This window comes from Nocardioides lijunqiniae (assembly GCF_015024225.1).
Classification (GTDB): domain Bacteria; phylum Actinomycetota; class Actinomycetes; order Propionibacteriales; family Nocardioidaceae; genus Nocardioides; species Nocardioides lijunqiniae.
Map to the genome: position 1 here is coordinate 1 of NZ_JACJGM010000005.1, position 24179 is coordinate 24179.

A 24179-nucleotide genomic window follows, 5' to 3' on the forward strand; every position below is an offset into this window, starting at 1 on the left:
CCCCGCGCGGGCCGGCCCCCGGCGCCCCGCCGCAGGGACCGCCGCCGCAGGCGCCGCCGGCCCAGTGGCAGCAGCCCGACTACGCCCAGCAGGGGTACCCGCAGCAGGGCTACCCGCAGCAGGGCGGCCAGCCCGGCGGCGGTGTGCCGCCGTGGCAGCCGCCGGTCGGCGGAGGGTCCGGCGGCGGCAAGGGGAAGGGCAAGGGCAAGCTGATCGCGATCATCGGAAGCGCCGTCGCGCTGCTGGTCGTCCTGGCGCTGGTCCTGTTCTTCGTCGTGCTCGGCGGAGGCGGTGGCGCCAAGGGCGCTGCCGAGGACTTCCTGGACGCGCAGTTCAGCGGCGACCAGGAGGAGGTGTGCGAGCTGACCGCCAAGGACCGGCTCAAGGACACCTTCGAGGCCAACGACGTCGACTCGTGCAGCGCCCTGGGCGACAAGCTCTCCGAGGACCAGGCCACGAAGGAGTTCACCGACCTCCTCGACGACATCGAGGCCGACATCAAGATCGGCGACGTCAACGAGAAGGACGACGAGGCCACGGTCAAGTACACCGCCGACATCGAGTACACCGGGAGCGACGAGGACAAGTTCAGCGACCTGTTCGGCGGTGACACCAAGTTCACCGAGAAGGGCACGCTGACCCTCGTCAAGGAGGACGGCGACTGGAAGGTCTCCGACAACGAGACCGACTGATCCCCGCTCGACCACGACGGCCCCCCGGAGCGATCCGGGGGGCCGTCGTCGTCCGGCGCGTCAGCCCCCGACGGAGGCCGGCGGCTCGGTCAGCACCCGCAGCGCCAGGTCCGTGGTGGCGGGCACCCCGAGGTAGCCGACCACCTGGGACACGCGGTCGGGGTCGAGCGGCAGGAGCCCCGGCGTGCCCGGCTGGTCGGGGGTCAGGCCGAGGTCCAGGTCGGTGCGACCGGACATCAGCGCGAGGTTGAACTCGAAGCGCTCCCGGGCGCCCGGCGCGGTCAGCCGCTTGAGCAGCCCGGGGCCGATCCGGCGCAGGCCCTCCTCCTCGCAGTAGGAGTCGAGGGCGGCCACGAGGTTGGCGCCGCCGCAGTGGTCGATGTCGGCCCACACCGACCGCATGGAGCCCATCTGGCTGAGCAGCACCGGCGCGGACTTCTCGCCGATCCCCGGCACGCCCGGAAGGTTGTCGCTGGTGTCGCCGCGCAGGGCGGCGTACTCCAGGTAGTGCTCGGCGGCGATGCCGTAGAGGGTGTGCAGCCGTGCGGGGTTGAGCAACGGGGAGCCGTTGATGCCGCCGTTGATGAGCCGCAGGACGCGGGTGCGGTCGCTGATGTGGGCGAACGAGTCGCGGTCGGAGGTCACGATCACGCAGTGCCATCCCGAGGCCTCGGCCCACGTCGCGGCCGACGCGCTGACGTCGTCGGCCTCCAGACCGGGCGGGGTGACCGTGAGCAGCCCCAGCGCGTCGAGCAGGGCGCTGGCGCGCTCCAGCTGGTCGACCAGGGCCGGGTCCTTCTCGCGCCGGCCGGCCTTGTAGGCCGGGTAGGTCTCGGTGCGCACCGAGGCCGTGCGGTCGTCGAGGCCGAAGACCACCGCGTCCGGCGCGAACTGGTCGACGACCTCCAGGATCTGGCGCAGCATGCCGTGCAGGGCCCAGGCGGGACGGCCGCCCTGGTCGCGGAGCCCGGAATCGACGCGCGCGTGGTGGTTGCGGTGCAGCAGCGACGGGGCGTCCACGGTGAGCAGCAGGCGCGGCTCGGGGGAGGGGGGCGTGGGGCTCGGCATGACGGTGGGTCCACCCTACGGCTCGCCACGATCGGGACGAAGGTCCCGCCGATCGGGGTCTTCCGAGCCCACCGGCGTGCTGACGTGCGGGTCTACTCGCACGTGGGTGCCGTGACCCGCGCTCTGCTCCGTGCCGCTGCCTGCCCCGTGGTCGTCGTGGAGACCGCGCCGGTCGCCCCTGCCGCCGAGAAGGGCCGCGGCGGGCGGCTGCAGGTCCCCGCCTGAGGCGTCCCCGCGGAGCGCGGACACCTAGGGTCGACGCATGGAGCTCGTCGACAACGTCCCTCTCCGTACGGCGCTCGCCGCGTTCGCCGCGGACAGCAACCAGGCCACCTACCTGGAGGTGCTGCGACACCTGTTCCAGGGCGAGCTGCTGCTCGACGCGACCGCCTCGGACCTCCAGGTCGACGGCGGCACGATCGCGGCCGGCTCCACCCTGCGCTTCGCCGGCGGCACCGGACCGGACGGTGCCACCGCGCTGTTCGCGTTCACGCGGCAGGAGGAGGTCGCGCGGATGCACCCGGCCGGCACGCACGTGCAGACCGTCGGGCAGCCGGCCGCCTCCGTGCTGGAGCTGACGGCCTCCCAGGGACACGGCTGGCTCTACCTCGACCCGGCCGGACCCACCTGCGCCATCAACCTCGCCGAGGCGAGCTTCGTGCTGCGCAACCCACGCAACGACGCGGTCAAGGATGCGATCCCGCACGGCTCCTCGGCCGTCGTGGACGCCCTGGCCGGGGGAGGGGTGCTGTTCTACGCGGTGGACGAGCAGCCGGACGGCGCCCGGGCGCGCACCACCGCGATGCCGGACGGCTCGCCGGCGCGGCTGGCCTTCACGTCGCCGGCGGAGGTGGTGGTCCGCGCGCCGGACGACGCGTTCGTCGCGGTCGACGTCGCCCGGGTCGTGGAGGAGGCGCTCGCCGAGCCGTTCGTCGCGCTGGTGCTCAACCCTGCCGGCCCGTGGGTCGCGCTGCGCCCCGACGAGCTGACCGCCGTGCGGGCCGGCCTCGCCTCGGCCTGACGGGGTGCCGACTGTTCGAGAATGTGAACCGACTGGCGAGATCGTTCACGAGTCTGGACGTGGTTCTTGACTCTGTGTGACGGCGGCCATACGTTCGGCGCATGTGGACGCTGCGCACGGCCCCCCGACAGCCGGTGCGCTCGCGCCGTACGACCTCCCACCTCGTGACCGCGGCGGCCGCCCTGGCCGTGGCCCTCCCGGCGCTCGGCGCCGTGGCCGCCCCGGCGGCGGCAGCGCCCGGCGACGACGTCGTCGCGTGGGTCGAGGTCGAGGACGGCGTCATCGCGGGCGGCCCGGGCCTCAACTCCGGCGACCACGGGAACTTCTCGGGCACCGGCTCCTACACCTTCCGCGAGACCGGCATGAGCTCGACCATGAGCGTGACGGCGCCGGAGGCCGGGGTCTACCCGATCCACGTGCGGTACGCCGCAGGCCCGCTCGGTGCCGGCGAGAACGTCACCCGGTCGATGGGCCTGCTCACCAACGGCGGGGCCCGACGGCTCATGCAGCTGCCGATGACGAGCCTCGAGGACTGGGAGACGTGGCGGTTCGTCACCTACCAGGTCACCCTGGCCGAGGGCGCCAACACCGTGGCGCTGCAGTGCGACCGCTCCACGGACTTCTGCCGCCTCAACTTCGACGCCGTCCAGGTCGGTGGCGCCGCCCCGGACCCCTGCGCGGCGACACCCGCGGACCCCGGGGCCACGAGTCTGTTCGACGGGACGTTCGCGTCCTTCGACGGCTGGCGCAAGGCCGGCGCGGGTGCCTTCGGCCGCCAGACCGACTGCACGATCCGCAGCTTCCGCGGCCGCGGCGCGACCTGGTTCACCCAGCAGCAGAGCGAGCCGTACACCCTCGAGCTCGACTGGCGCCGCACCGCCTCCAACGACGACTCGAGCCTTTACGTCGCCTCCAGCAGCCGCGGCGGCGCCGACCCGGTGGGCGGCTACAAGATCGCCATCGGCGCCGACACCGGCGCCATCGTGCCCACCGGCGGCGCCATGCAGGCGGCCGACCGCACCGCCGTGGCGGGTGCGCTGCACCCGCTCGGCGAGTGGAACACCTACCGGGTGCAGGTCACCGCCTCCCGGATCCGGGTCTCCCTCAACGACGTCGTGGTCAACTCGCTGGCCCGCACCGGGACGGCGCCCGTCACCGGCTACGTCGGCCTCGAGAACCGCAGCGCCAGCGACGAGGTCGACTTCCGCAGCATCCAGGTGCGCCCGGGCGTCGACCCGGACGCCTCGACCACGTCGCTGACGGTCGCGCCGACCTCCGTGCCGGTCCGGCGCGGCACGGCCGCGGTATCCGTGGCGGTCGCGTCCAGCGGCGACACCCCCACAGGTGCCGTCGAGGTCTGGTCCGGCGCCACCCGGCTGACGACGCTGACCCTCGCGGAGGGCAGGGCCACCGGCACGGTCGGCCCCTTCGCCTCCGTGGGAGCCGTGCCGCTCGAGGCGCACTACGTCGGTGACACCGCCACCGGTGCGAGCGCCAGCCCCCTGACCACCCTGACGGTCAGGAAGGCGGCGTCGACGGTCTCGGTGAAGGCCCAGCCCCGCAAGGTCGTGGCCCGCAAGACCCGCGCCACGGTGAGGGTCGCGGTGAGTGCGCTCGGCGTCGTCCCCTCGGGCAAGGTGCGCGTCAAGGTGGGCGCCAGGACCTTCGTCGGCACGCTCCGCGGCGGCGTCGCCACGGTGCGGCTCCCGCGGTTCACCAAGGCGGGCACGGTCCGCGTCACCGCCACCTACCTGGGCGACGCCCTCGCCGAGGCCCGCTCGGCCCGCACCACGATCAAGGTGACCCGGGCGCGCAGGTAGCCGCCGGCGCACCCGAGCGGTCAGATCAGGTCGCGCAGCCGCGCGGCCAGCGAGTCCTTGACCGCCTGGGTGATCGCGGCCTCCAGCTGCGCGTTGAGCTCGTCCTGGCTCTCCAGGTCGTCGAGGAGGTCGCGCAGGTCGAGCTCGTCGATGGCGCGCAGCAGGACGTCGTCGGTCTTCAGGGCCGAGTCGATCACGCGATCCGGCAGCGCGCGGATGGCGGCCTCCAGGAACCCGTTGAGGTCCGCGGTGTCGAGCGCCTCGTCGACGAGGTCGGAGGCCGGCGGCAGCGAGCCCTCCCGGTCCATGCGCCGTACGGCGTCGCGCAGGCCCTCGCGCAGCGCGTCGATCTCCGCATCCGTGCGCTCGCCACCCTGGCCGAGCTCCAGGACGAACGCCTCGCGGCTGGTGTCGAGGCGGCAGGCAGCGCCGTCGACGCCGAGCAGCACCAGGCTCTCGGTGAGGCCCTCGATGCCGTCGGCCCGAGCGGTCACGGTGCGCTCCACGCAGGGGTCCGCGGTCCGCAACGACTCGAACGACCCGCCTCCGTTGGCGAGCTGGACGGCGAGCGCCGCGCCGACGAGCGCCAGTGCGGACGCCGGGAGTCCGGCGGTGCGCAGCCACGTGCTCACGACGTCCTCCTGCGGCGAGGGACGACGGCGGTGAGCAGCGCCGCGAGCGCCAGGGCGGCCCCGATCAGGAACGAGTCGCGGAAGGCGTGGGTCGCGGCGCGCTCGAGCTGCGAGTCGAGGTCGCGCTCCAGGGCGTCGGCGACGCGGCGGTCCTGCGGATCGAGGTCGAGCCGTGTGAAGGCCCGGTGCAGGTCCGGCACCCGGCCCTGCTGCTCCGACAGCTCGTCGCCGAGCCCGCGGGCGAGGTCGACCTTGTCCTGGGGCTGGAGGGCGGCGTCGATGACCAGTGCCGTGATGGCCTCCTGGGCCGGGACCTGGGCGTCGCGCAGGTCGGCGGTGAAGACCGGCGTCAGGATCGCCAGGCCGACCACGACACCCACGTGACGGGCGGCGATGGTCCAGCCCGCGTGCCGGACGCGGGGCAGCCGCATGTCCATGGCCTGCGCGGTGAGGCGATCGACGGTGAGCCCGAGCCCCAGCCCGACCAGGGCCTGGGGTGCGATCGTCCAGGCCAGGTGGGCCGACGGTGGGATCGCCAGCCCCGCCAGGCCGCCCGCCACCAGGAAGCAGCCCACCGCGACCTCGACCTGCGGCGAGGGGCGCAGCAGCCGGGCGAGCGGTCGCGCCGCCAGCGCCGCGAGCGGGACGACGGACACGGTGATCGCCGCGGTGGCGGGGGAGCGGCGCCAGCCCTCGACGAGGAGCAGCACGAGCAGGAACAGCGCGGCCGTCAGCGCGGCCGACAGCAGGGCGAGCGTGAGGTTGGAGCGCACCTCGGGGCGGTGCCGGTCCGGAGCCCGGTCCGGTGCGGCCCGCACCGCGAGGGCCGCGGGCACCGCCAGGACGGCGAAGGGCACCTGGACGACGAAGATCGCCTCCCACGAGATCGCCTGCGTGAGCAGCCCGCCCGCGACCGGGCCGGTCGCGGTGCCGACGACGCCGGCCGTCACCCAGGCCGCGACCCCGCGACGCTCGCCCCACTCCGCCACCATCAGCTCGAGGCACCCGACCAGCGCGAGGGCCCCTCCGAGCGCCTGCAGGCACCGCGCCACGATCAGCACGTCGATGGAGCCCGCCACGGCGCACCAGGCCGAGGCGCCGGCGAAGACGGCGATGCCGACCGCGCTGGGGATGCGCGGCGACACCCGGACCAGCGCCCGGGCAGTCGGCACGGCGCCCAGCCCGAGGACCAGGTTGAAGCAGATCAGCACCCAGGCGACCTGCGAGACCGACGCGTCCAGCTCTTGGAGGATGTCGGGCAGGGCCAACGTCACGACGGCCGAGTCCGCCAGCACCAGGGCCACGGTCACGGCGAGCAACGGGGCCACGGCACGACGCACCGGCTCATCCTCGCAGGGCTTGCCCGGCGGTCGTGCCAGCGGTCGTCCCAGGCTTCGTCTCAGGGGACGAGACCGATTGTGGTCAAAGACGAGTGAATAAGTAGGTTTAGTACGCCTCGGCTCGGAACGAGGTCCTCCTGCCCCGTCTCTCCTTCCTAGGACCGATGACCCCGATGACCCTGTCTCCCTTGCTGGGCTATGCCCTGATGATCGGACTCGGTGCCGGCCTGCTCGCCGTCGCACTGGTGGTCCGCACCCTGATCAGCAGTACCCGCGACTTCATCATCGCCGGCCGCCAGATCGGCTTCGGCTACGGCGTCGGCGCGCTGATCGCCGTCTGGACCTGGTCCATGGCCGTGATGATGTCCTCGGCCCAGGCCTTCTCGTTCGGTACGTCGGGCCTGGTCTGGTTCGTCGTCCCCAACGGCCTGGCCGTGATCCTGATGGTGCCCTTCGCGGTGGCGCTGCGGCGCCGGATGCCGGAGGGCTACACGATCGTCGAGTTCGTCCGGCACCGCTTCGAGAGCCCTGTGGCCAGCGCGGTCATCCTGCTGGTGATGATCGCGGTCATCATCTGCGAGGTCCTGATCAACCTCTTCGGCATCGTGCTCGTCATGGGCGTCGTGTTCGGCCTCCAGGCGACCGCCGTGCTGGTGGTGGCCCTCGTGGTCGTCACCGTCTACTCCTACTTCGGCGGTCTCTGGACCTCCGCGGTCACCGGCACCATCGGCACGCTCTGCATCACGGTGCCGGCCGCCCTGATCACCCTCTACGCGCTCGCCAAGGCGGGCGGGGCCTCCACCGTCTTCAAGGGCGTCGAGGAGGCGGGTGGCGCCAACCTGGACCCCGTCGACAGCACCGCCGCGTCGGCGTTCGGCATCTCGCTGGCGCTCGGCCTGCTGGCCTCCACCATGGCCGACCAGACGTTCTGGCAGAAGGCGTGGTCGATGAAGCCGGCCAGCATGTCGCGCACGTTCCTCTGGGCCGGGCTGTGGTTCTACCCGATCCCGCTGTGCATGGGCCTGTTCGGCCTGATCGGCATCTCGCAGGGCGTCACCATGGAGGACCTGGGCGCCGACGGCGCCGGGGCCATCGGCCCCTACGTGATCACCCACCTGGGCATCCCGACCGTGCTCGTCGCCCTCTACGTGACGATCATCCTGCAGGCCTGCTACTCCACCATCGACGGCGCCTTCTCGGCGCTCTCCTCGCTGGTCGCCACCGACGTCGTCAAGCCGCGCTGGCCGCAGATGCCGGACAAGCAGCTGCTCCGCATCACCAAGGGCAGCATCATCGCCGGCGGTGTGCTCGGCGGCATCGTGGTGCTCGCCAGCAACGACTACATCAACACCGTCAACACGATCTACTTCTTCAAGGGGGCGCTGATCCTCCCGCTGACGTTCGCGATCTTCTGGAAGCGCACCACCGCCCCGGCGTTCGTGGCCTCGATCTTCGTCGCCGCGATCGCGGGCTACCTGGTGCGCGAGAACGTCGATGAGCTGTGGGGGACCGCGACGCTGCTGTCCAGCTCGCTGCTCGTGCTGATCCTGGGCAGCGCCTTCTCCCGCAGCACCTTCGACTACGCGCAGCTGGAGCGCGTCAACCGCGACGACACCCCCGAGCCCGTCCTCACCGCAAAGGCTGACCGGTCATGACCCTCTTCTGGATCGCGACGGTCGTGGCCGTCGTCATCACGTTCCTCTTCGTCCGCGAGGGCGTGCGCGAGTTCGTCCACCTCCGCGACGGCGGTGACCGCGGCGTCGAGGTGGAGGTGCCGGCCGAGGACACCGGCAGGTTCTCGCTCAAGGCGCTCGGCGGGGTCGTCGCGTCGTTCAGCTGCATCGTGCTGATCAGCGTGACGCCGTACGCGTGGTACCTGCTGCCCGTCCTGAGCCTGGGCAGCGCGGTGGCCGTGGTCGTCGCCTTCTCCGTGGACCGGCGTGCCCGGGTGAGCAAGGGCGCGGTGTGAAGAAGGCCCACTTCCTGGGATTCGCGCAGCACGGCCTGAGCAGCCACGTCGTCGGGATGTGGCGTCACCCGCAGGACAAGGTCGGGTGGGACTTCGCCGGCCAGGAGTACTGGCAGCACCTGGCTCGCACGATGGAGCGGGGGCTGTTCGACGGCATCTTCCTGGCCGACGAGCTCGCGCCGTACAGCTCCTTCGAGGGGTCCTCGGACGCCACGGCGCGCTACGCCGTGCAGTTCCCCACCCACGAGCCGGGCGCCCTCGCGCCGGTCATCAGCGGAGCGACGACGCACCTGGGGGTGGGGCTGACCCTCTCCACGGCGTTCGAGCACCCGTACTCGATGGCGCGCCGGCTCTCGACCATGGACCACCTCACCGCGGGCCGCGTGGCGTGGAACGTCGTGGGCTCCTACTCGCCCAGCGAGTGGGAGGCCTACGGCGAGGTGATGCCCGACCGCGCGCAGCGCTACGAGCGCATCGCCGAGTACGTCGAGGTGTGCCGCAAGCTGTGGCGCTCGTGGGGACCGGGCGCGGTGGTCGCGGACCGCGCGTCCGGGGTCTGGGCCGACCCGGCGAGGATCGCCGAGGTCGACCACCGGGGGACGCACTTCACCTGTCGCGGACGGCACTTCGTGAAGCCCTCGCCCCAGGGCGAGCCGGTGATCTTCCAGGCCGGCTCCTCGCCGCAGGGTCGCGACTTCGCGGCGGCCACGGCCGATGCGGTCTTCGCCATCCACCCGACCGTCGAGGCGATGCGCGCCTACAGCGACGACATGCGCGAGCGCATCGCGCGATGTGGGCGCGACCCCGAGCAGGTGAAGCTCTACTACGGGATCCTGCCGGTGGTCGCGCCGACGTCCGAGGCCGCCCGGCGCAAGGCAGACGAGATCGAGTCGCTCGTGCCCGAGGGCGGTGCGCTGGCCATGCTCTCGGGCCAGCTCGGCGTCGACTTCGGCGCGGTGGACCCCGACGCTCCGCTGGTCGACATCGACGTGCCGGGCATCCAGGGCGTCAAGGACGCGCTCGTCGCCCAGGCCGCCGAGGGCGAGCGGGTCACCGTCGCCGAGGCGGCCCGGATCTACTCCTCGCGCTTCTCGATGCCGCGCCTGGTCGGCACGCCCGCCGAGGTCGCCGACGAGATCGAGACGTTCCTCGACGACGGGGGAGCCGACGGCTTCATCCTCCTGGCCACCTACACCCCCGGCTGCTTCGAGGAGTTCGTGGACCTGGTGGTCCCCGAGCTCCAGCGCCGCGGGCGCTACCGCACCGAGTACCCCGCACGCACGCTGCGCGACAACATCCGCCACGACTGACCCCAGGGTCGGTCGCCTCCCCGAACGGACACCCCGCATGACGAAGAAGCTCCACCTGCTCGGCTTCATCCAGAACGGCGTCAACAGCCACGCCACCGGGATGTGGCGCCACCCCCAGGACAAGGTCAACTGGTCCTTCACCGACCCGGCCTACTGGGAGCACATGGCGCGCACGATGGAGCGCGGCCTGTTCGACGGGATGTTCATCGCCGACGAGCTGGCGCCGTACACGACGCACGAGGACAGCTCGGACGCCACGGTGAAGTACGCCATCCAGTGCCCCACCCACGAGCCCTCGACGATCGTCCCGATCATCACGCGGGCCACCGAGCACCTCGGCGTCGGGGTCACCCTCTCGACGGCGTTCGAGCACCCGTACTCGATGTGTCGCCGGCTCTCCAGCCTCGACCACCTCTCCGACGGCCGGGTCGCCTGGAACATCGTCTCGTCGTACTCCAAGAGCGAGTGGGAGGCCTACGGCCAGGAGATGACCTCGCGCGCCGACCGCTACGAGCGGCTCGAGGAGTACATGGAGCTGTGCTACCAGCTGTGGGACTCCTGGGAGCCGGACGCGATCGTCGCCGACGCGGAGACCGGCATCTACGCCGATCCCGACAAGGTCAAGGTCGTCGACCACGAGGGCCAGTACTACAAGAGCCGGGGCCGGCACTTCGTGGCGCCCTCGCCGCAGGGCCGTCCGGTGCTGTGGCAGGCGGGCTCGTCGCCGCGGGGGCGCGACTTCGCGGCCAAGCACGCGGAGGCGATCTTCGCGGTGCACCCCAACGTCGAGCGGATGCGCGAGTACGTCGACGACCTCGACTCGCGGCTGCCGAAGTTCGGCCGCGACCGCGACAGCGTGAAGTACCTCTTCGGCGTCCAGACGGTCGTCGCGGCCACCGAGGAGGAGGCCCAGGCCAAGTACGAGCGGATCAAGGCCTGCATCCCGCTCGAGGGCGCGATGGCGTGGATGTCGGGCCACTTCGGCCTGGACTTCTCCACGTTCGACCCCGACGACAAGATCCAGAACATCGAGGTGCCCGGGATCCAGGGCCTCTTCGAGTCGATCCTCTACGCCAAGAACGGCGAGCCCGTCACCGTCGCGGAGGCGGCGATCATCTACGCGCAGGGCATGGGCATGCCGGTGCTGGTGGGCACGCCGTCCTCCATCGTCGACCAGCTCGAGACCTACGCCGACGAGGGCGGGGCCGACGGCTTCATGCTCATCGCGACCTACACGCCGGGCTGCTTCGAGGAGTTCGTCGACATGGTCGTGCCCGAGCTGCAGCGCCGCGGGCGGCTGCGCACGGAGTACACCGGCAGCACGCTGCGCGAGCACCTGCTCGAGCAGTAGCGCTCAGTCGGCGGCGAGCCCGGGGTCCTGGCCGGCGGCGGCCAGCTCCTGCCGCACGAAGCCGGAGTCGAGGAGGTCGTGGACGAACGCCGCGAGGGCGTCCGCGGCCTCCTCGCCCCGATCGCGGGGCAGGGCGACCGCCTGCTGGATCTGCATGAAGGCGGGCTCGACCAGCCGCAGGCTCTCGTCGTCGGCGATGAGTGCGGTCAGTGGCTGCCGGATGCCGGCGCCCACGTCGAGGCCCTCGTCGCGGAAGACGGCGACCCCGTCGGAGCCGCGCACGACCTCGGCGTGCTCGAGCGTGCGGGTGAGGAAGAGGTCGTAGGCCGAGCCCTGCTTGACGCCCACCCGCACCCCGGGCCGGTCCACGTCGGGCGCGGTCGCGACGGGCGAGTCGAGCGCGACGACGTACACGCCCTCGATCGTGAGGTAGGCCGGTGAGAAGCGGACCTCGACCTCGCGCGCCGGCTCGACGGCCAGGAACGCCACGTCGGCGGTGCCGTCAGTCAGCCCCGCGAGCGACCTGCGGGCCGCGTCGACGCACTCCAGCGCGAGCGGCACCCCGAGCCGGCCCGCGAGCTCGCGGGCGATCGCGACGGTGATCCCGCCCGGCTCCTCCGGCGTGCCGTGGGCGAGCACGGGGTTGCCGAGGTTGATGACCGCGCGCAGCACCCCCGTCGGCGCCAGTCGCGGGGCGAGGGCCTGGTCGATCGTCATGGTGTCTCCTTCGGCGGGCCGGGGTGCCGGCCCGGCCGATGATCCCTCACGCCCGCTCGATGGCGAAGGCCACGATGAACCCGACGGTGGCTACGAGCCCGGTGTAGAGGTGGGTCTCGTCGAATGCCTCGGGGATCATGGTGTCGGCGATCATGGCGAGGATGGCGCCCGCGGCGACGGCGGTGATGACCGCGATCGTCTCCGGCGGCGCTCCCTGCAGCAGGAGGCAGCCGAGCAGCCCGGCCAGGCCGCTGGCGACGGCGATGCCGCCCCAGACGCCGAAGACGTAGCGCGCGCTGCGCCCGCCCGCCTTCATGCCGGCGGCGCTGGAGAGCCCCTCGGGCAGGTTGGAGATGAAGATCGCGGCCAGGACCGGCACCCCGACTCCACCGCCCCCGACCAGGGTCAGGCCCAGGACGACGGACTCCGGGACGCCGTCCAGCAGGGCGCCGACCGCGATGGCGCTGCCGCTGCCGGACTGCTCGTCCTCGGAGGGCTGCTGGTCCTGCGAGCGCTTGCGGTGCCGGGCGCCGCGACACGCCAGGGCGACGTTCGCCAGCACGTAGACGGTCGCGCCGCCGAGGAACCCGACGGCGGTCGGCAGCAGCCCGCCGGTCCGCTCGGCCTCGTCGACGAGGTCGAAGGCGAGCGCCGAGATCAGCACGCCGGCTCCGAAGGCCATCACCACGGCGACCACGTGCTGCGGCACCCGGACGAACCAGGACACCAGGGCGCCCACGACGAGGGCGCCGCCGGCGACCAGGCCCCACACGCCCGCTTCCAGCCACACCGGCATCGCACGACCTCTCGCTCGGACGGACCCCTGGTACCCCGACGTGCTCCGGGTGACGCGTGGGTCGGGACGCAGGCGGGTGAGTAGGCGGGTGAGTTTCGCCGGTCGACCGGCGTTTCTCACGCTTCCCGGGGGAAGTTTCAGCGGTCAGGGTCCAGTTTCGCCGGTCGACCGGCGAAACTGGACCGCCGGCCTCACCCGAGCGAGCCCGCGTGGAGCGCGTCGCCGAGCTCGGAGCGCAGGTAGAGCACGGACCGGCCGTGCCGGGCGGAGGTCAGCAGGCCGGCGGCGCGCAGGGCGCGCAGGTGCTGGTTGACCGCCGACGTGGTCACGCCCAGACGCACCCCGAGCTCGGTGGAGGAGGCCGGCGACTCGAGCAGGGTCACGAGGCGGGCCCGGACCTCGCCGAGGATCCCCGCCAGCGCGTCGGGCCCGCCCGGGCGCTCCGCCTGCCAGACCGTCCCCGCGCCCCGTGCCGGGTAGACGAGCAGGGGGGCCTCCGCAGGGTCGAAGGGCCCGGTGGTGACCTGGGTGAAGAGCGAGGGCACCAGGGTCAGGCCCTCGCCGGCGGTGATGCCGCGTCGCAGGTGGGCGCTGCCGCTGCTGACCCGCACCACGTCGCCGTCGAGACTCACCTCGGGCGCGAGGTCGGCGAACATCGACGACGTCCCCTCCCGGGCCGTGACGCGTCCGCGGTGCACCACGTCGGCCTCGAGGACCGCGCGCATCCGGGGCCACCACGGCTCGAAGCAGGCGGTCCAGTAGTCGGCGAGCGCCGCCACCGTGCGACCCAGGACCCGCTCCGTCGGGCCCCGCAGCACCCGGGGCAGGCCGGCGGGGTGGACCTCCGCGACGTCCTCGCGCACGACCGCCGCGGGCGTCGACGACACGACCGCGAGCTCGTCGGCGATCCGGGTCATCGGCGTGCGCGGCCGGGGCGTGAGGAAGTCGGGGAGGTGGAGGCGCTCGTTGCTCAGCGCGACCAGCAGCTCGGTGTCGAGTCCCTCGCGGGCGCGCCGCGTCGCGGTCAGCCACGGCAGGTGGAGCGGGAAGCGGCCCGGGTCCTGCCACGTGCGCAGCGAGAGCGCGAGCTCGGTGAGCGGGGAGATCGCGAAGCGCACGGCGGCGAGATCGGTCCCGCTCAGGTCGTACTCCAGCATGTAGCAGGACGCTACATCAGTAACGCCGGTCGGACAGGCCGTGACAGAACGGCGACGTGACCCGCCAGCTGCTCCCGCACGACCCCGTCGAGCGGGCCCTCACCTTCACGACCCTCGCCGGCTCGCTCGCCAACGGCGTCTTCTACAGCGTGAGCGCCCTGTACTTCACCCGGGTCATCGGCCTGCCTGCCACCGACGTGGGCCTCGGCCTGACCGTGGCCGGCGCCGCCGGGGTGGCCGCCTCCTACCTCGGGGGGCGGCTCTCCGACCTCGTCGGCGCCGACCGGGTGCTGCGCTGGGCGTCGGTCGCGCAGGCCTTGGCGCTGCTCGCCTACGTCGTGGCCGACGGCTGGACGTCGTTCGTGGTCACCGCCTGCGCGGCCGTGGGCTTCCGCAGCCTCCAGGGCTCGGCCAAGTCGGCGCTGCTCGCCCGCTGGTTCACGGGTCCCGACCGGGTGGCGGTGCGCGCCCGGCTGCGCGTGGTCACCAACGTGTTCATGGGCCTGGGCACCCTCGCGGCGGGCATCGCCCTGCTCGTGGACACGCGGACGGCCTACCAGGCGGCGATCGTGGTGGTGGGCGTGCTCGCCCTCGTCTCGGTGCTGCCCGTGCTCGGCCTGCGCGAGCGCGTCCCCGGCCTGGCGGAGGTCATGGGGGTGCGAGTCCCGGGCGCGACGGCTCCCGCCCGTGGGCGCTCGCCCTTCCGCGACACGACGTACCTCACGGTCTCGTCGCTGAACGCCGTCATCGCGATGCAGTTCGGGCTGCAGAGCGTCGGCGTCCCGCTGTGGATCGCCGGCCACACCGACGCGCCGACGGTGATGATCTCGGTGCTGCTGATCGTCAACACGATCCTGGTCGCGCTGCTCCAGGTGCGCGCCGCGCGGGGGACCGAGGACGTCCGGGTCGCGGGCCGGGCCGTACGCCGCGCCGGCGGCGTGCTGGCCGCCGCCTGCCTGCTCTACGCCGCCGCGGGCAGCGTCGGGGCGGTCGCCGCCGTCCTGGTCCTGCTCGTCGCCGAGGTCGTCGCCACCTTCGGCGAGATCTGGGCGGAGGCCGGGGCCTGGGGGCTCGCGTTCGAGCTCGCCGACCCGCGCAGCGTGGGGGCCTACCAGGGGGTCAGCCAGATGGGCTACTCCATCGCGGGCATGCTCTCCCCGCTCGTGGTCACGGCCACCGCGATCGACCACGGGCTGCTGGGCTGGGCCGTCCTCGGCTGCGTGTTCGCGGTGGCCGGGTGCCTGGTCGCCGAGGTGGCTCGACGAGCCTCGGCGACCAGGAGCCAGCTCGGGCGGGCCGCTGCGCCGGTCTCGTCGGTGGGGTAGCCCGCCCCAGCGCATCGCAGCGCGGTCAGGGGGAGACGGACTCGCGCAGCAGGCGACGCGCCTCGGCGTAGGTGGCGAGCAGGTCGACGGGACGTCCGGCGTCGCGGGCATCGGCCCACCGGTCCAGGGCCACCCCGACGACCACGGCCGCCGTCGTGACGGCGAGCCGCGGGCCCAGGTCGTCGTCGACGCCGAGGAGCACCCGGAGGCGCTCCACCAGGGCGTCGACGCGCTCCTCGTCGTAGCCGATGGCGGCCAGGCGCAGCGCCGGCTCGCTGCGCATCAGGCGGCGTACCCGCAGGAGCAGCCGGCCGGGCTCGCTGCGTCCGTCGTCGAGGGCGACGAGGATCTCGCACCACACCTCCTCGAGCTGCTCGAGCAGCGGACGGTCCGCGACCAGGCCGTCGAGCATCTCCTCGACGCGCTCGTCGAGCTCCGTGTGCGGCACCAGCGCGGCCCGCTCCTTGCTGGGGAAGTAGCGGAAGAACGTGCGCGCCGAGACGCCCGCGGCGCGCGCGATGTCGTCGACGGTGGTGCCGTCGACGCCCTGCTGCTCGAAGAGGAGGAGCGCGGCGTCGCCGATCTCGCGCTCGGTCTGGCGACGACGACGCTCGCGCAGCACGGTCTCGGTCATGGCCCCAGCATAGGAGGAATGATTGCGGACCGTGCCATGTTGTCATTCACTGCCACACTGGCATCCGCCGTCAGAACCATCGCTCCAGGAGTACCCGTGTCCGACACCCTCACCGCCCGACCGCCGCGCGACGCCGAGGGGACCGCGCACCCGCGCCGCTTGATCGCGCTGCTCGTCGGCTCGGCGTTCGTCGTCATCCTCAACGAGACGATCATGAGCGTCGCCCTGCCCGAGCTGATGCGCGAGTTCGCGGTGCCCGCGACCACGGCCCAGTGGCTGACCACGGCGTTCCTGCTCACCATGGCGGTCGTCATCCCCGTGACCGGCTACCTGCTGACCCGCTTCCCACTGCGCAGCGTGTTCGTGGCCGCCATGGGCTCCTTCAGCGTCGGCACGCTGGTGGCCGCGCTCGCGCCGGCGTTCCCCGTGCTGCTGACCGGCCGGGTCGTGCAGGCCGTCGGCACGGCGCTGATGATGCCGCTGCTCATCACCACGATCCTCAACCTCGTCGAGCCGGAGCGGCGCGGGCGGATGATGGGCACGATCTCGATCGTGATCTCCGTGGCGCCCGCCATCGGCCCGACCGTCTCGGGTCTCGTCCTCGACTCCCTCTCGTGGCGCTGGATGTTCTGGCTGGTCCTGCCCATCGCGCTCCTGTCGCTGGCGCTCGGCACGCGGTGGGTGCGCAACGTGACCGAGCCGCGCCGGGTGCCGGTCGACGTCCTCTCGGTGGTGCTGTCCGCGCTGGCCTTCGGCGGGCTCATCTACGGCCTGAGCAGCATCGGCGAGAGCGCTGCCGGGCACGTCCCCGTCGCTCCGTGGGTCCCGCTGGTCGTCGGTGGCCTCGCACTGGTGGCCTTCACCGTCCGCCAGCTCTCGCTGCGCGACCGGGCGCTGCTGGACCTGCGTGCCTTCGCGGTGCCGTCGTTCTCGATCGCGGTCGCCCTGGTGGCCGTCAGCATGATGGCGCTGTTCGGCACCCTCATCCTGCTCCCGCTCTACCTGCAGAACGTCCTGGGGCTCACCACGCTGGAGACCGGACTGGTCCTCCTGCCCGGTGGCCTGACGATGGGCCTGCTCGCACCGGTCGTCGGGCGCGTGTTCGACCGCGTCGGGCCCCGCCCGCTGGTGGCTCCCGGAGCCGCCGTCACCAGCCTGGCGCTCTGGGGGATGACGTCCTTCGACGTCACCACCGGGCAGCCGACCGTGATCGGCATGCACGTCCTGATGAGCATCGGGCTCGCGCTGATGTTCACGCCGCTCCTGACCTCCGCCCTCGGCTCCCTCCCGCAGCACCTCTACTCCCACGGCAGCGCCATCGTCTCGACGCTGCAGCAGGTGGCCGGAGCGGCCGGCACGGCACTGTTCATCACGGTGATGACCCGCGGCATCGCGTCCGGCACGGACGCCGGGGCCACCGTCGTCGACGCGACCGCGGACGGCATCCACTCCGCCCTCATGTACGGCGGCATGATCTCGGCGGCCGCGGTCGTGGTGGCGCTCCTCGTCCGGCGCCCGGCAGCACAGCACGACGAGGCCTGAGCGACCCGCGGGAGCGACCCGCGGGGACGAGTGCTGGCGCTTTGCAAATCGTTTGGCTAGCGTGCCGTCGACACCGCGTCGAGGAAGGAACCCGCATGGACAGCACGCGCACCCGTCAGGCACTGGTGGTCCGGGGTGGCTGGGAGGGTCACAGTCCCGTCGAGGCCACCGAGCGCTTCATCCCGTTCCTGAAGGAGCACGGCTTCGCCGTCGAGGTCCACGACTCTCCCGAGGTGTACGCCGACGCCGAGCGGCTGGCGGCCACCGACCTGGTCGTGCAGTGCTTCACCCAGGGGGAGGCCACCGACGAGCAGGTGCTGGGGCTCTCGGCGGCCGTGGCTGCCGGGACCGGCCTGGCCGGCTGGCACGGCGGCGTCTGCGACTCCTACCGCGGGTCGCCCGACTACCTCCACCTCACCGGCGGCCAGTGGGCCGCGCACCCCGGCGGCTTCGTCGAGTACGACGTCGTCGTGCTGCCCGAGAAGGCCGACCACGAGCTGATGACCGGCCTCAGCCCGCGCTGGTCGCTGAACACCGAGCAGTACTGGGTGCTGACCGACGAGCTGAACGAGGTCTACGCCACGACGACGTTCGAGCCCGGCGAGGACACCCCGTGGCGCGAGACCGTGACCTGCCCGGCCGTCTGGACGCGGCAGTGGGGGACCGGCAAGGTCTTCGTCTCGACGATCGGCCACAAGCTCGAGGATCTCGACCACCCTGACGTGCGGACGCTGACCGAGCGGGGCCTGCTGTGGGCGAGCCGCTGAGCGCGGCTCCCACCCGGATCATCCTCGACACCGACCTGGCCATGGGCGCGCCGGGATCGGACATCGACGACGGCTTCGCGCTCGCCCTCGCCCTCGCCGACCCCGACCTCCGGGTCGAGCTCGTCACGACCGTCGGCGGCAACAGCGACGTGGCGACGTCCACGCGCCTCACCCGCGAGCTGCTCGGCGTGCTCGGCCACGACGACCTCCAGGTCGTCGAGGGTGCCCCTGCCGGCGACGACGCGGCCCGCGAGCTCGCGCGCCGCGTCCTCGCCGAGCCGGGCGAGCTCACGGTCGTGGCCATCGGCCCGCTCACGAACGTCGCCCGCGCGCTCGCGCTGTCCCCGGGGGTCGCGGGGGCGGTCCGGGAGGTCGTGGTCATGGGCGGGGTGTTCCTGGAGCAGACGAACGTCGCCGCGATGCCGGGGGAGTACAACTTCTGGTGTGACCCCGACGCCGCCCAGGCCGTGCTCGACAGCGGCGCGCCGCTCCGGCTCGTCGGGCTCGACGTGACCCGGCGGGTGCGGCTGAGCCGCGCCGACGCCGACGAGCTCGCCGAGGGCGGCTCGTTCGGCGGGGTCGCCGCAGCCGCAACCCACGGCTGGATCGACTTTCAGGAGCAGGTCAAGCCGCGCGAGGAGCTCGAGCAGGGCAGCTGTGCCCTCCACGACCCCCTCGCGGTCGCGGTCGTCACGCGCCCGGACCTGGTCACCTGGCGCGACGCGCACGTCGCGGTCGAGACCGAGGGCAGGGTGGCTCGCGGCGTCGCCGTGGCCGACCTGCTGATGTGGGAGGACCCGCCCACGCCCAACTGCCGCATCGCCACCGACGTGGACGCCGCGGCGTTCCGCGCGCTGTTCCTCGAGCGCATGGCGAGCCTCCCGTGACCCGCCAGGTCGACGTCGTCGTGGTGGGGTCGGTCAACCGCGACTACGTGTGCCGGGTGGGGATCCTGCCCGAGCCGGGGGAGACCGTCCTGGGCGGCGAGGCCTCGGTGGGCTCCGGTGGCAAGGGCGGCAACCAGGCCGTCGCGGCCAGCCTGCTGGGGGCCCGCACCGCCCTCGTCGCGCGGGTGGGGCGCGACGACGACGGCCGAGCCCTGGCCAAGGACCTGGCTGACGCCTGGGTGGACACCTCCGAGGTGCTGCCGACCCCGGCGCGCACCGGCATGGCGTTCGTCATGGTCGACGCGACCGGCGAGAACTCCATCGTCGTGGCCCCGGGAGCCAACGAGCTGCTGGAGCCGCGCACCACCTCGCGTGCCGTGCGCGCACTCATCCGCCCGCCCGGCGTGATGGTCACCCAGGCCGAGATCCCCGAGGACGCCTTCGCCGCCGCGGTGCGCGCCGCCGACGAGGTGGGCTGCCGTGCGGTGGTCAACCTGGCGCCGTTCCGGCCGCTGGCCGACGAGCTGCTGGCGCTCTGCGACCCGCTGGTCGTCAACGAGTCCGAGGCGGGCGGCCTCCTCGGTCACCCGGTCCGCGGACCCGAGGCGGCGCGTGCCGCCGTCGCGGAGCTCGCCGGTCGCTGTCGCTCGGTGGTGGTGACCGTCGGAGCGCAGGGAGCGGTCGTCGGGCAGGGCGCGCACGTGGAGCACGTGGAGGCCGAGCCGGTGACCGCGGTCGACACGACCGGTGCCGGCGACGCCTTCACCGGGGCGCTGGCGGCAGCGCTCAGCGCGGGGGCCGACCTCGTCGACGCCGTTCGCCTCGGGGTGCGGGCCGGCACCTTCGCCGTGCAGCGGCGCGGGGCCCAGGCGTCGTTCGCCCGGGGCGCCGAGCTCGGCGTGGGCCCGCTGCACGAGCGCGGCTGAAGACCGTTGACCCGGGGGCCGGATACGCCTAGCGTTCACCAAACCGATTTGCATCCCGACGACGTCGGACGAAGGAGCGCCATGGACCAGCACCGCCCAGCACCCCGGCCGACGCTCGGCATCGCCATGATCGGCTACGCCTTCATGGGCGCGGCGCACTCGCAGGGCTGGCGCAACGCGCACCGCTTCTTCGACCTGCCCGCGCGCCCGGAGCTCGCCGTGATCTGCGGCCGCACCGAGTCGGCCACCCGGGAGGCCGCCGACCGGATGGGCTGGGCGGACTGGACCACCGACTGGCGCACGGTGCTGGACCGCGACGACGTCGACGTCGTCGACATCTGCACCCCGGGCGACACCCACGCCGAGATCGCGCTCGCGGCGCTGGAGGCCGGCAAGCACGTCCTGTGCGAGAAGCCGCTGGCCAACACGGTCGCGGAGGCGGAGAAGATGACCGCCGCCGCCCAGGCCGCCCAGGAGCGCGGGGTGCTGTCGGCGGTCGGCTTCAACTACCGACGCACGCCGGCCCTCGCCCACGCCCGCCGTCTCGTCGAGGAGGGGTTCGTCGGCGAGGTCCGCCACATCCGCGCGCACTACCTCCAGGACTGGATCGTCGACCCCGACTTCCCGCTGGTCTGGCGGCTGCAGAAGGACAAGGCCGGCTCGGGCGCTCTGGGCGACATCGGCGCCCACGTCGTCGACCTCGCGCAGTTCATCACCGGCCAGCAGCTCACCTCCGTCGCGGGCCACCTCACCCGCTTCGTCGAGCGCCGGCCGCTCGCCTCGACGGCGTCCGGCCTCAGCGGCAGCGGCGGCACCGAGACCGGCGAGGTCACCGTCGACGACGCGGCGGTCTTCTTCGCACGCACCGACGGCGGGGCGCTGGCGACGTTCGAGGCGACCCGCTTCGCCACCGGGCGCAAGAACGCGATGCGTCTCGAGGTCAACGGCTCGCGGGGGAGCGTGTCGTTCGATTTCGAGTCGATGAACGAGCTGCACGTCTACGACGCCACCTCGCCGGCGCGCGACGCCGGCTTCCGCCGGCTCCTCGTGACCGAGCCCGACCACCCCTACACGGCCGCGTGGTGGCCCCCCGGCCACGGCCTCGGCTACGAGCACACCTTCGTCCACGAGATCGCCGACTTCGTGCGCGACGTCGCCACGGGCACCCCGCCGACCCCGTCGTTCGCCGACGGCCTGCAGGTGCAGCGGGTGCTCGAGGCCGTCGAGCGCTCCTCCGACGCCGACTCCGCCTGGACCTCGGTCTGACCACCACCGCGCCTGCCGGCTCCCCGGCGCGCGCCCCCTGCCCCCATCACCACCCATCGAGAGGGACCCCGTGAACAAGCTGCGTGTCGGAGTCATCGGTCTGGGCGAGGTCGCCCAGGTCATCCACCTGCCCATCATCGAGTCGATGCCGGAGCGCTACGAGCTCTCGGCGATCTGCGACATCTCGCCCGGCCTGGTCAAGCGCCTGGGGGAGCGCTACCGGGTCCAGCGCGGCTACACCGACTTCCACGAGCTGATCGCCGCCGGCGGCCTGGACTGCGTGCTGGTGCTCAACAGCGACGAGTACCACGCGGAGTGCACGATCGCCGCGCTCGACGCCGGCATCCACGTCCTGGTCGAGAAGCCGATGTGCCTGAGCCCGCGCGAGGCCGACGAGATCATCGCGGCGCGCGACCGCTCCGGGAAGACGGTCATGGTCGCCTACATGCGCCGCTTCGCGCCGGCCTTCAACGAGGCCGTGGAGCGCCTGCCCGAGCTCGGGGAGCTGCGCTACGCACGCGTGCACGACGTCATCGGCGAGAACCGGCTGATCGTCGACCAGACGTCGTACGTCGACCGGCCCGACGACGTGCCGCAGTCGGCGGCCGACGAGAAGTGGGCGCGCCGCTCCGCCCTGGTCAAGGAGGCCCTCGGCGACGTGCCGCAGGAGCTCGAGTGGACCTACGGCCTGCTGTGCGGGCTCGGCAGCCACGACCTCTCTGCGATGCGCGAGCTCCTGGGCCGCCCGCAGAAGGTGTCGGCCGCCAAGATGTGGCGCAGCGGGGGCTACGTCGTCGCGCTGCTCGACTACGGCGACTTCGTGGTCACCTACGAGACCGGCGTGGACGACCAGCTGCGCTACGACACCTACATCGAGGTCTACGGCGCCAGCGGGACGATGAAGGTGCAGTACGACACGCCTTACGTGCGGCACTTCCCGACGACGCTGCACCTCGAGCTCACCGACGGCGACTCCTACGAGCGGTCCGTCCGGCGTCCGCACCTCAAGGACCCCTACACCTACGAGCTCGAGCACTTCCACGACGTGGTCACCGGTGGAGGGACCCCCAAGACCAGCCCCGAGGACTACGTCCAGGACATGGAGCTGTTCGTCGAGATCATCCGCGCGATCGAGCGCTCCTGAGGCGCCTGCCGAAGATAGGTCGACCGCCGCCGAGGAAAGGCGTCGTGGGGGTGGGTGCCTCCTCCGTAGCGTCCTCGACACCGTCACCCGACGCCACACCGCAGACCACGAACCGAAAGGCAGAGCCGTGCTGAGCGAGCAGGACATCGAGCACTTCCGCACCCAGGGCTACCTGCTTCCGGGCCGTCAGCTGTTCTCCGAGGAGCAGCTGTCCCGGCTGGAGCAGATCTTCAACGAGCACCTCGCCGACAAGGGCGACAAGCTCTCCGACGAGCTGGACACGCCGCACTACCGCGACGAGCGGCTCCTGGAGTTCCTCATGTCGGAGGAGGTGCTGGACCTCATCGAGGAGCTGATCGGCCCCGACATCGCGTTGTGGTCGAGCCACTTCATCTCCAAGGACCCACGCACCGGGCGCGCGACGCCGTGGCACGAGGACAGCGCGTTCTGGGAGGGCCGCTTCGACAGCTACGACCACATCGTCACGATCTGGCTGGCGCTCGAGGACGGCTCGTTCAAGGAGAACGGCTGCATGCGGGTCATCCCCGGCACGCACCTGGACGGCGGCTTCTCCGACAACTACGAGCCGACCGACATCACCGAGCAGACCTTCCACGCGGGCCTGGCCGGCGTCGACGAGGACCAGGCGGTCTACTTCGAGCTGAAGCGCGGCGAGTTCTCCATGCACGACGGTCGCATCGTCCACGGCGCGGCCGCCAACACCAGCGACATCCGGCGCACCGGCTACACGATGCGCTACTTCCCGTCGTCGGTGAAGATGCAGGACGTGCCCCAGAACGAGGGCTGGAAGATCTGGCTGGCCCGCGGCCGCGACCTCGCCGGCAACGACTACGCCAACGTCCCGGCGAGCGCGTGAGGGCCTGCTCGTGAGGCTGGGTCTCCTCACGGCCTGCCTGCCCGGCGAGTCCCTGGAGGACGTCGCCGGGTGGGCGGGCGGCCACGGGTACGCCGCCCTCGAGGTCGCCGCGTGGCCCGACCGTCCCGGCCGTGACTGGGAGGCCAGCCACCTCGACGTGGAGTCGTTCGGGGCCCCCGACGCGGCCCGGGTCCGGTCCCTGCTCGACGGGCACGGCCTGGAGATCTCGGCGCTCGCCTACTACGAGAACAACCTGCACGAGGACCTCGCCGTCCGGGAGGCCACGCACGAGCACCTGCGACGCTGCATCGACGCGGCGCAGCTGCTGGGGGTCGGCCTCGTCGGCACCTTCGTCGGCCGCGACGTCTCCCAGACCCTGGTGGAGAACCTGGCGCTCGCCGAGCGGGAGCTCCCACCGCTGGTGGAGTACGCCGCGGCGCGGGACGTGCGCCTGGTCGTCGAGAACTGCCCGATGGAGGGCTGGCACCCCGACGGCTACCCCGCCAACCTGGCCTACTCGCCCGAGCTCTGGGGCTGGATGGGCGAGCTCGGCCTCTGGCTGAACTACGACCCCTCCCACCTGGTCTGGCTCGGCATCGACCCCGTGGCCGCGCTCGAGGCGCACGCCGACCGCGTCCTGCACGTCCAGGCCAAGGACGTCGAGGTCGATGCCGCCGCCCGGGACCGCTACGGCGTCTTCGGCCGGGTGCTCGACAGGGAGCCCTGGGTCAGCGGCTGGTGGCGCTACCGGATCCCCGGCCTCGGTCAGGTCGACTGGCGCCGCGTCGTCGACACGCTCTTCCAGGCCGGCTACGACGGCGTCGTCTCCGTCGAGCACGAGGACCCCGTCTGGAGCGGCGACCCCGAGCGCGTCTACCGGGGCCTCGAGATCGCCCGCCGCACGCTCGACCCGCACGTCAACGTCTGAACGTCCCGCC

At 72.7% G+C, this 24179-nt stretch carries 22 protein-coding genes and 1 pseudogene; 16 read left to right on the forward strand and 7 right to left on the reverse strand.

The window, feature by feature from the left end; translation table 11 throughout:
* A pseudogene (locus tag IRQ30_RS03715) lies at positions 1 to 692 on the forward strand (hypothetical protein); the annotation flags it as partial.
* A gap of 60 nt (positions 693 to 752) precedes the next feature.
* On the opposite strand, the gene IRQ30_RS03720 reads toward IRQ30_RS03715, so the two are convergent.
* The gene (locus IRQ30_RS03720; RefSeq protein WP_193607868.1) at positions 753 to 1760 is read right to left on the reverse strand and encodes a 5'-3' exonuclease; all 1008 of its coding nucleotides are present in this window, start codon (positions 1758 to 1760) and stop codon (positions 753 to 755) included.
* Positions 1761 to 2022: 262 nt separating this feature from the next.
* On the opposite strand from IRQ30_RS03720, the gene IRQ30_RS03725 reads away from it, so the two are divergent.
* On the forward strand, positions 2023 to 2781 hold the full coding sequence (locus IRQ30_RS03725; protein ID WP_193611697.1) for an SseB family protein: 759 nt from the start codon (positions 2023 to 2025) through the stop codon (positions 2779 to 2781).
* Between the two features lie 101 nt (positions 2782 to 2882).
* A complete protein-coding gene (locus tag IRQ30_RS03730) occupies positions 2883 to 4601 on the forward strand; it encodes a 3-keto-alpha-glucoside-1,2-lyase-like domain-containing protein (RefSeq protein WP_193611698.1) in 1719 nt (572 codons plus the stop codon).
* Between the two features lie 20 nt (positions 4602 to 4621).
* On the opposite strand, the gene IRQ30_RS03735 is transcribed toward IRQ30_RS03730, so the two are convergent.
* Complete coding sequence (locus tag IRQ30_RS03735; protein WP_193611699.1) at positions 4622 to 5233, reverse strand: hypothetical protein; 612 nt, start codon at positions 5231 to 5233, stop codon at positions 4622 to 4624.
* On the reverse strand, positions 5230 to 6573 hold the full coding sequence (locus IRQ30_RS03740) for an MFS transporter (RefSeq protein ID WP_193611700.1): 1344 nt from the start codon (positions 6571 to 6573) through the stop codon (positions 5230 to 5232). The genes IRQ30_RS03735 and IRQ30_RS03740 overlap by 4 nt, the downstream gene beginning before the upstream one ends.
* 173 nt (positions 6574 to 6746) lie before the next feature.
* On the opposite strand from IRQ30_RS03740, the gene IRQ30_RS03745 reads away from it, so the two are divergent.
* Genes IRQ30_RS03745 through IRQ30_RS03760 form a run of 4 tightly spaced genes read left to right on the forward strand, consistent with a single transcriptional unit; the run spans position 6747 to position 11203 of the window.
* The gene (locus tag IRQ30_RS03745; protein ID WP_227466943.1) at positions 6747 to 8228 is read left to right on the forward strand and encodes a sodium:solute symporter family transporter; all 1482 of its coding nucleotides are present in this window, start codon (positions 6747 to 6749) and stop codon (positions 8226 to 8228) included.
* Positions 8225 to 8542, forward strand: coding sequence for a hypothetical protein (locus tag IRQ30_RS03750; RefSeq protein ID WP_193611701.1), 318 nt, complete (start codon positions 8225 to 8227; stop codon positions 8540 to 8542). The genes IRQ30_RS03745 and IRQ30_RS03750 overlap by 4 nt, the downstream gene beginning before the upstream one ends.
* Positions 8539 to 9852: an NtaA/DmoA family FMN-dependent monooxygenase gene (locus IRQ30_RS03755; protein WP_338089556.1), complete on the forward strand. Its 1314-nt coding sequence runs from the start codon at positions 8539 to 8541 to the stop codon at positions 9850 to 9852. The genes IRQ30_RS03750 and IRQ30_RS03755 overlap by 4 nt, the downstream gene beginning before the upstream one ends.
* A 37-nt stretch (positions 9853 to 9889) precedes the next feature.
* Entirely contained in the window at positions 9890 to 11203 is a 1314-nt protein-coding gene (locus tag IRQ30_RS03760; protein WP_193611702.1) for an LLM class flavin-dependent oxidoreductase, read from the forward strand.
* A 3-nt stretch (positions 11204 to 11206) separates the two neighbouring features.
* Here IRQ30_RS03760 and IRQ30_RS03765 read toward each other — a convergent pair whose 3' ends face one another.
* The 3 genes from IRQ30_RS03765 to IRQ30_RS03775 all read right to left on the reverse strand — a co-directional run bounded on the left by IRQ30_RS03765 (position 11207) and on the right by IRQ30_RS03775 (position 13873).
* Positions 11207 to 11920, reverse strand: coding sequence for a transporter substrate-binding domain-containing protein (locus IRQ30_RS03765; protein WP_193611703.1), 714 nt, complete (start codon positions 11918 to 11920; stop codon positions 11207 to 11209).
* 46 nt (positions 11921 to 11966) lie between these two features.
* Entirely contained in the window at positions 11967 to 12716 is a 750-nt protein-coding gene (locus IRQ30_RS03770; RefSeq protein ID WP_193611704.1) for a ZIP family metal transporter, read from the reverse strand.
* 191 nt (positions 12717 to 12907) lie between these two features.
* On the reverse strand, positions 12908 to 13873 hold the full coding sequence (locus IRQ30_RS03775; protein WP_193611705.1) for an ArsR/SmtB family transcription factor: 966 nt from the start codon (positions 13871 to 13873) through the stop codon (positions 12908 to 12910).
* 56 nt (positions 13874 to 13929) lie between these two features.
* Here IRQ30_RS03775 and IRQ30_RS03780 point away from each other — a divergent pair, with 56 nt between their 5' ends.
* Positions 13930 to 15198 (forward strand): MFS transporter, encoded by a 1269-nt coding sequence (locus tag IRQ30_RS03780; protein ID WP_193611706.1) that lies wholly within the window; start codon positions 13930 to 13932, stop codon positions 15196 to 15198.
* A 25-nt stretch (positions 15199 to 15223) separates the two neighbouring features.
* Here IRQ30_RS03780 and IRQ30_RS03785 read toward each other — a convergent pair whose 3' ends face one another.
* Positions 15224 to 15832, reverse strand: coding sequence for a TetR family transcriptional regulator (locus IRQ30_RS03785; protein ID WP_193611707.1), 609 nt, complete (start codon positions 15830 to 15832; stop codon positions 15224 to 15226).
* Positions 15833 to 15928: 96 nt separating this feature from the next.
* Here IRQ30_RS03785 and IRQ30_RS03790 point away from each other — a divergent pair, with 96 nt between their 5' ends.
* The 8 genes from IRQ30_RS03790 (at position 15929) to IRQ30_RS03825 (ending at position 24169) form a co-directional block, all read left to right on the forward strand.
* Entirely contained in the window at positions 15929 to 17374 is a 1446-nt protein-coding gene (locus tag IRQ30_RS03790) for an MDR family MFS transporter (protein WP_338087782.1), read from the forward strand.
* Between the two features lie 95 nt (positions 17375 to 17469).
* A complete protein-coding gene (locus tag IRQ30_RS03795) occupies positions 17470 to 18141 on the forward strand; it encodes a ThuA domain-containing protein (RefSeq protein WP_193611709.1) in 672 nt (223 codons plus the stop codon).
* Positions 18126 to 19028, forward strand: coding sequence for a nucleoside hydrolase (locus IRQ30_RS03800; protein WP_193611710.1), 903 nt, complete (start codon positions 18126 to 18128; stop codon positions 19026 to 19028). Before IRQ30_RS03795 ends, IRQ30_RS03800 begins: the two co-directional genes overlap by 16 nt.
* The gene (locus IRQ30_RS03805; protein ID WP_193611711.1) at positions 19025 to 19954 is read left to right on the forward strand and encodes a PfkB family carbohydrate kinase; all 930 of its coding nucleotides are present in this window, start codon (positions 19025 to 19027) and stop codon (positions 19952 to 19954) included. The genes IRQ30_RS03800 and IRQ30_RS03805 overlap by 4 nt, the downstream gene beginning before the upstream one ends.
* Positions 19955 to 20035: 81 nt before the next feature.
* Entirely contained in the window at positions 20036 to 21220 is a 1185-nt protein-coding gene (locus IRQ30_RS03810; protein ID WP_227466944.1) for a Gfo/Idh/MocA family protein, read from the forward strand.
* Between the two features lie 70 nt (positions 21221 to 21290).
* A complete protein-coding gene (locus tag IRQ30_RS03815; protein WP_193607851.1) occupies positions 21291 to 22364 on the forward strand; it encodes a Gfo/Idh/MocA family oxidoreductase in 1074 nt (357 codons plus the stop codon).
* A 127-nt stretch (positions 22365 to 22491) separates the two neighbouring features.
* The gene (locus IRQ30_RS03820; RefSeq protein WP_193607850.1) at positions 22492 to 23241 is read left to right on the forward strand and encodes a phytanoyl-CoA dioxygenase family protein; all 750 of its coding nucleotides are present in this window, start codon (positions 22492 to 22494) and stop codon (positions 23239 to 23241) included.
* A 10-nt stretch (positions 23242 to 23251) separates the two neighbouring features.
* Positions 23252 to 24169 (forward strand): TIM barrel protein, encoded by a 918-nt coding sequence (locus tag IRQ30_RS03825; RefSeq protein WP_193611712.1) that lies wholly within the window; start codon positions 23252 to 23254, stop codon positions 24167 to 24169.
* Positions 24170 to 24179: the final 10 nt, after the last annotated feature.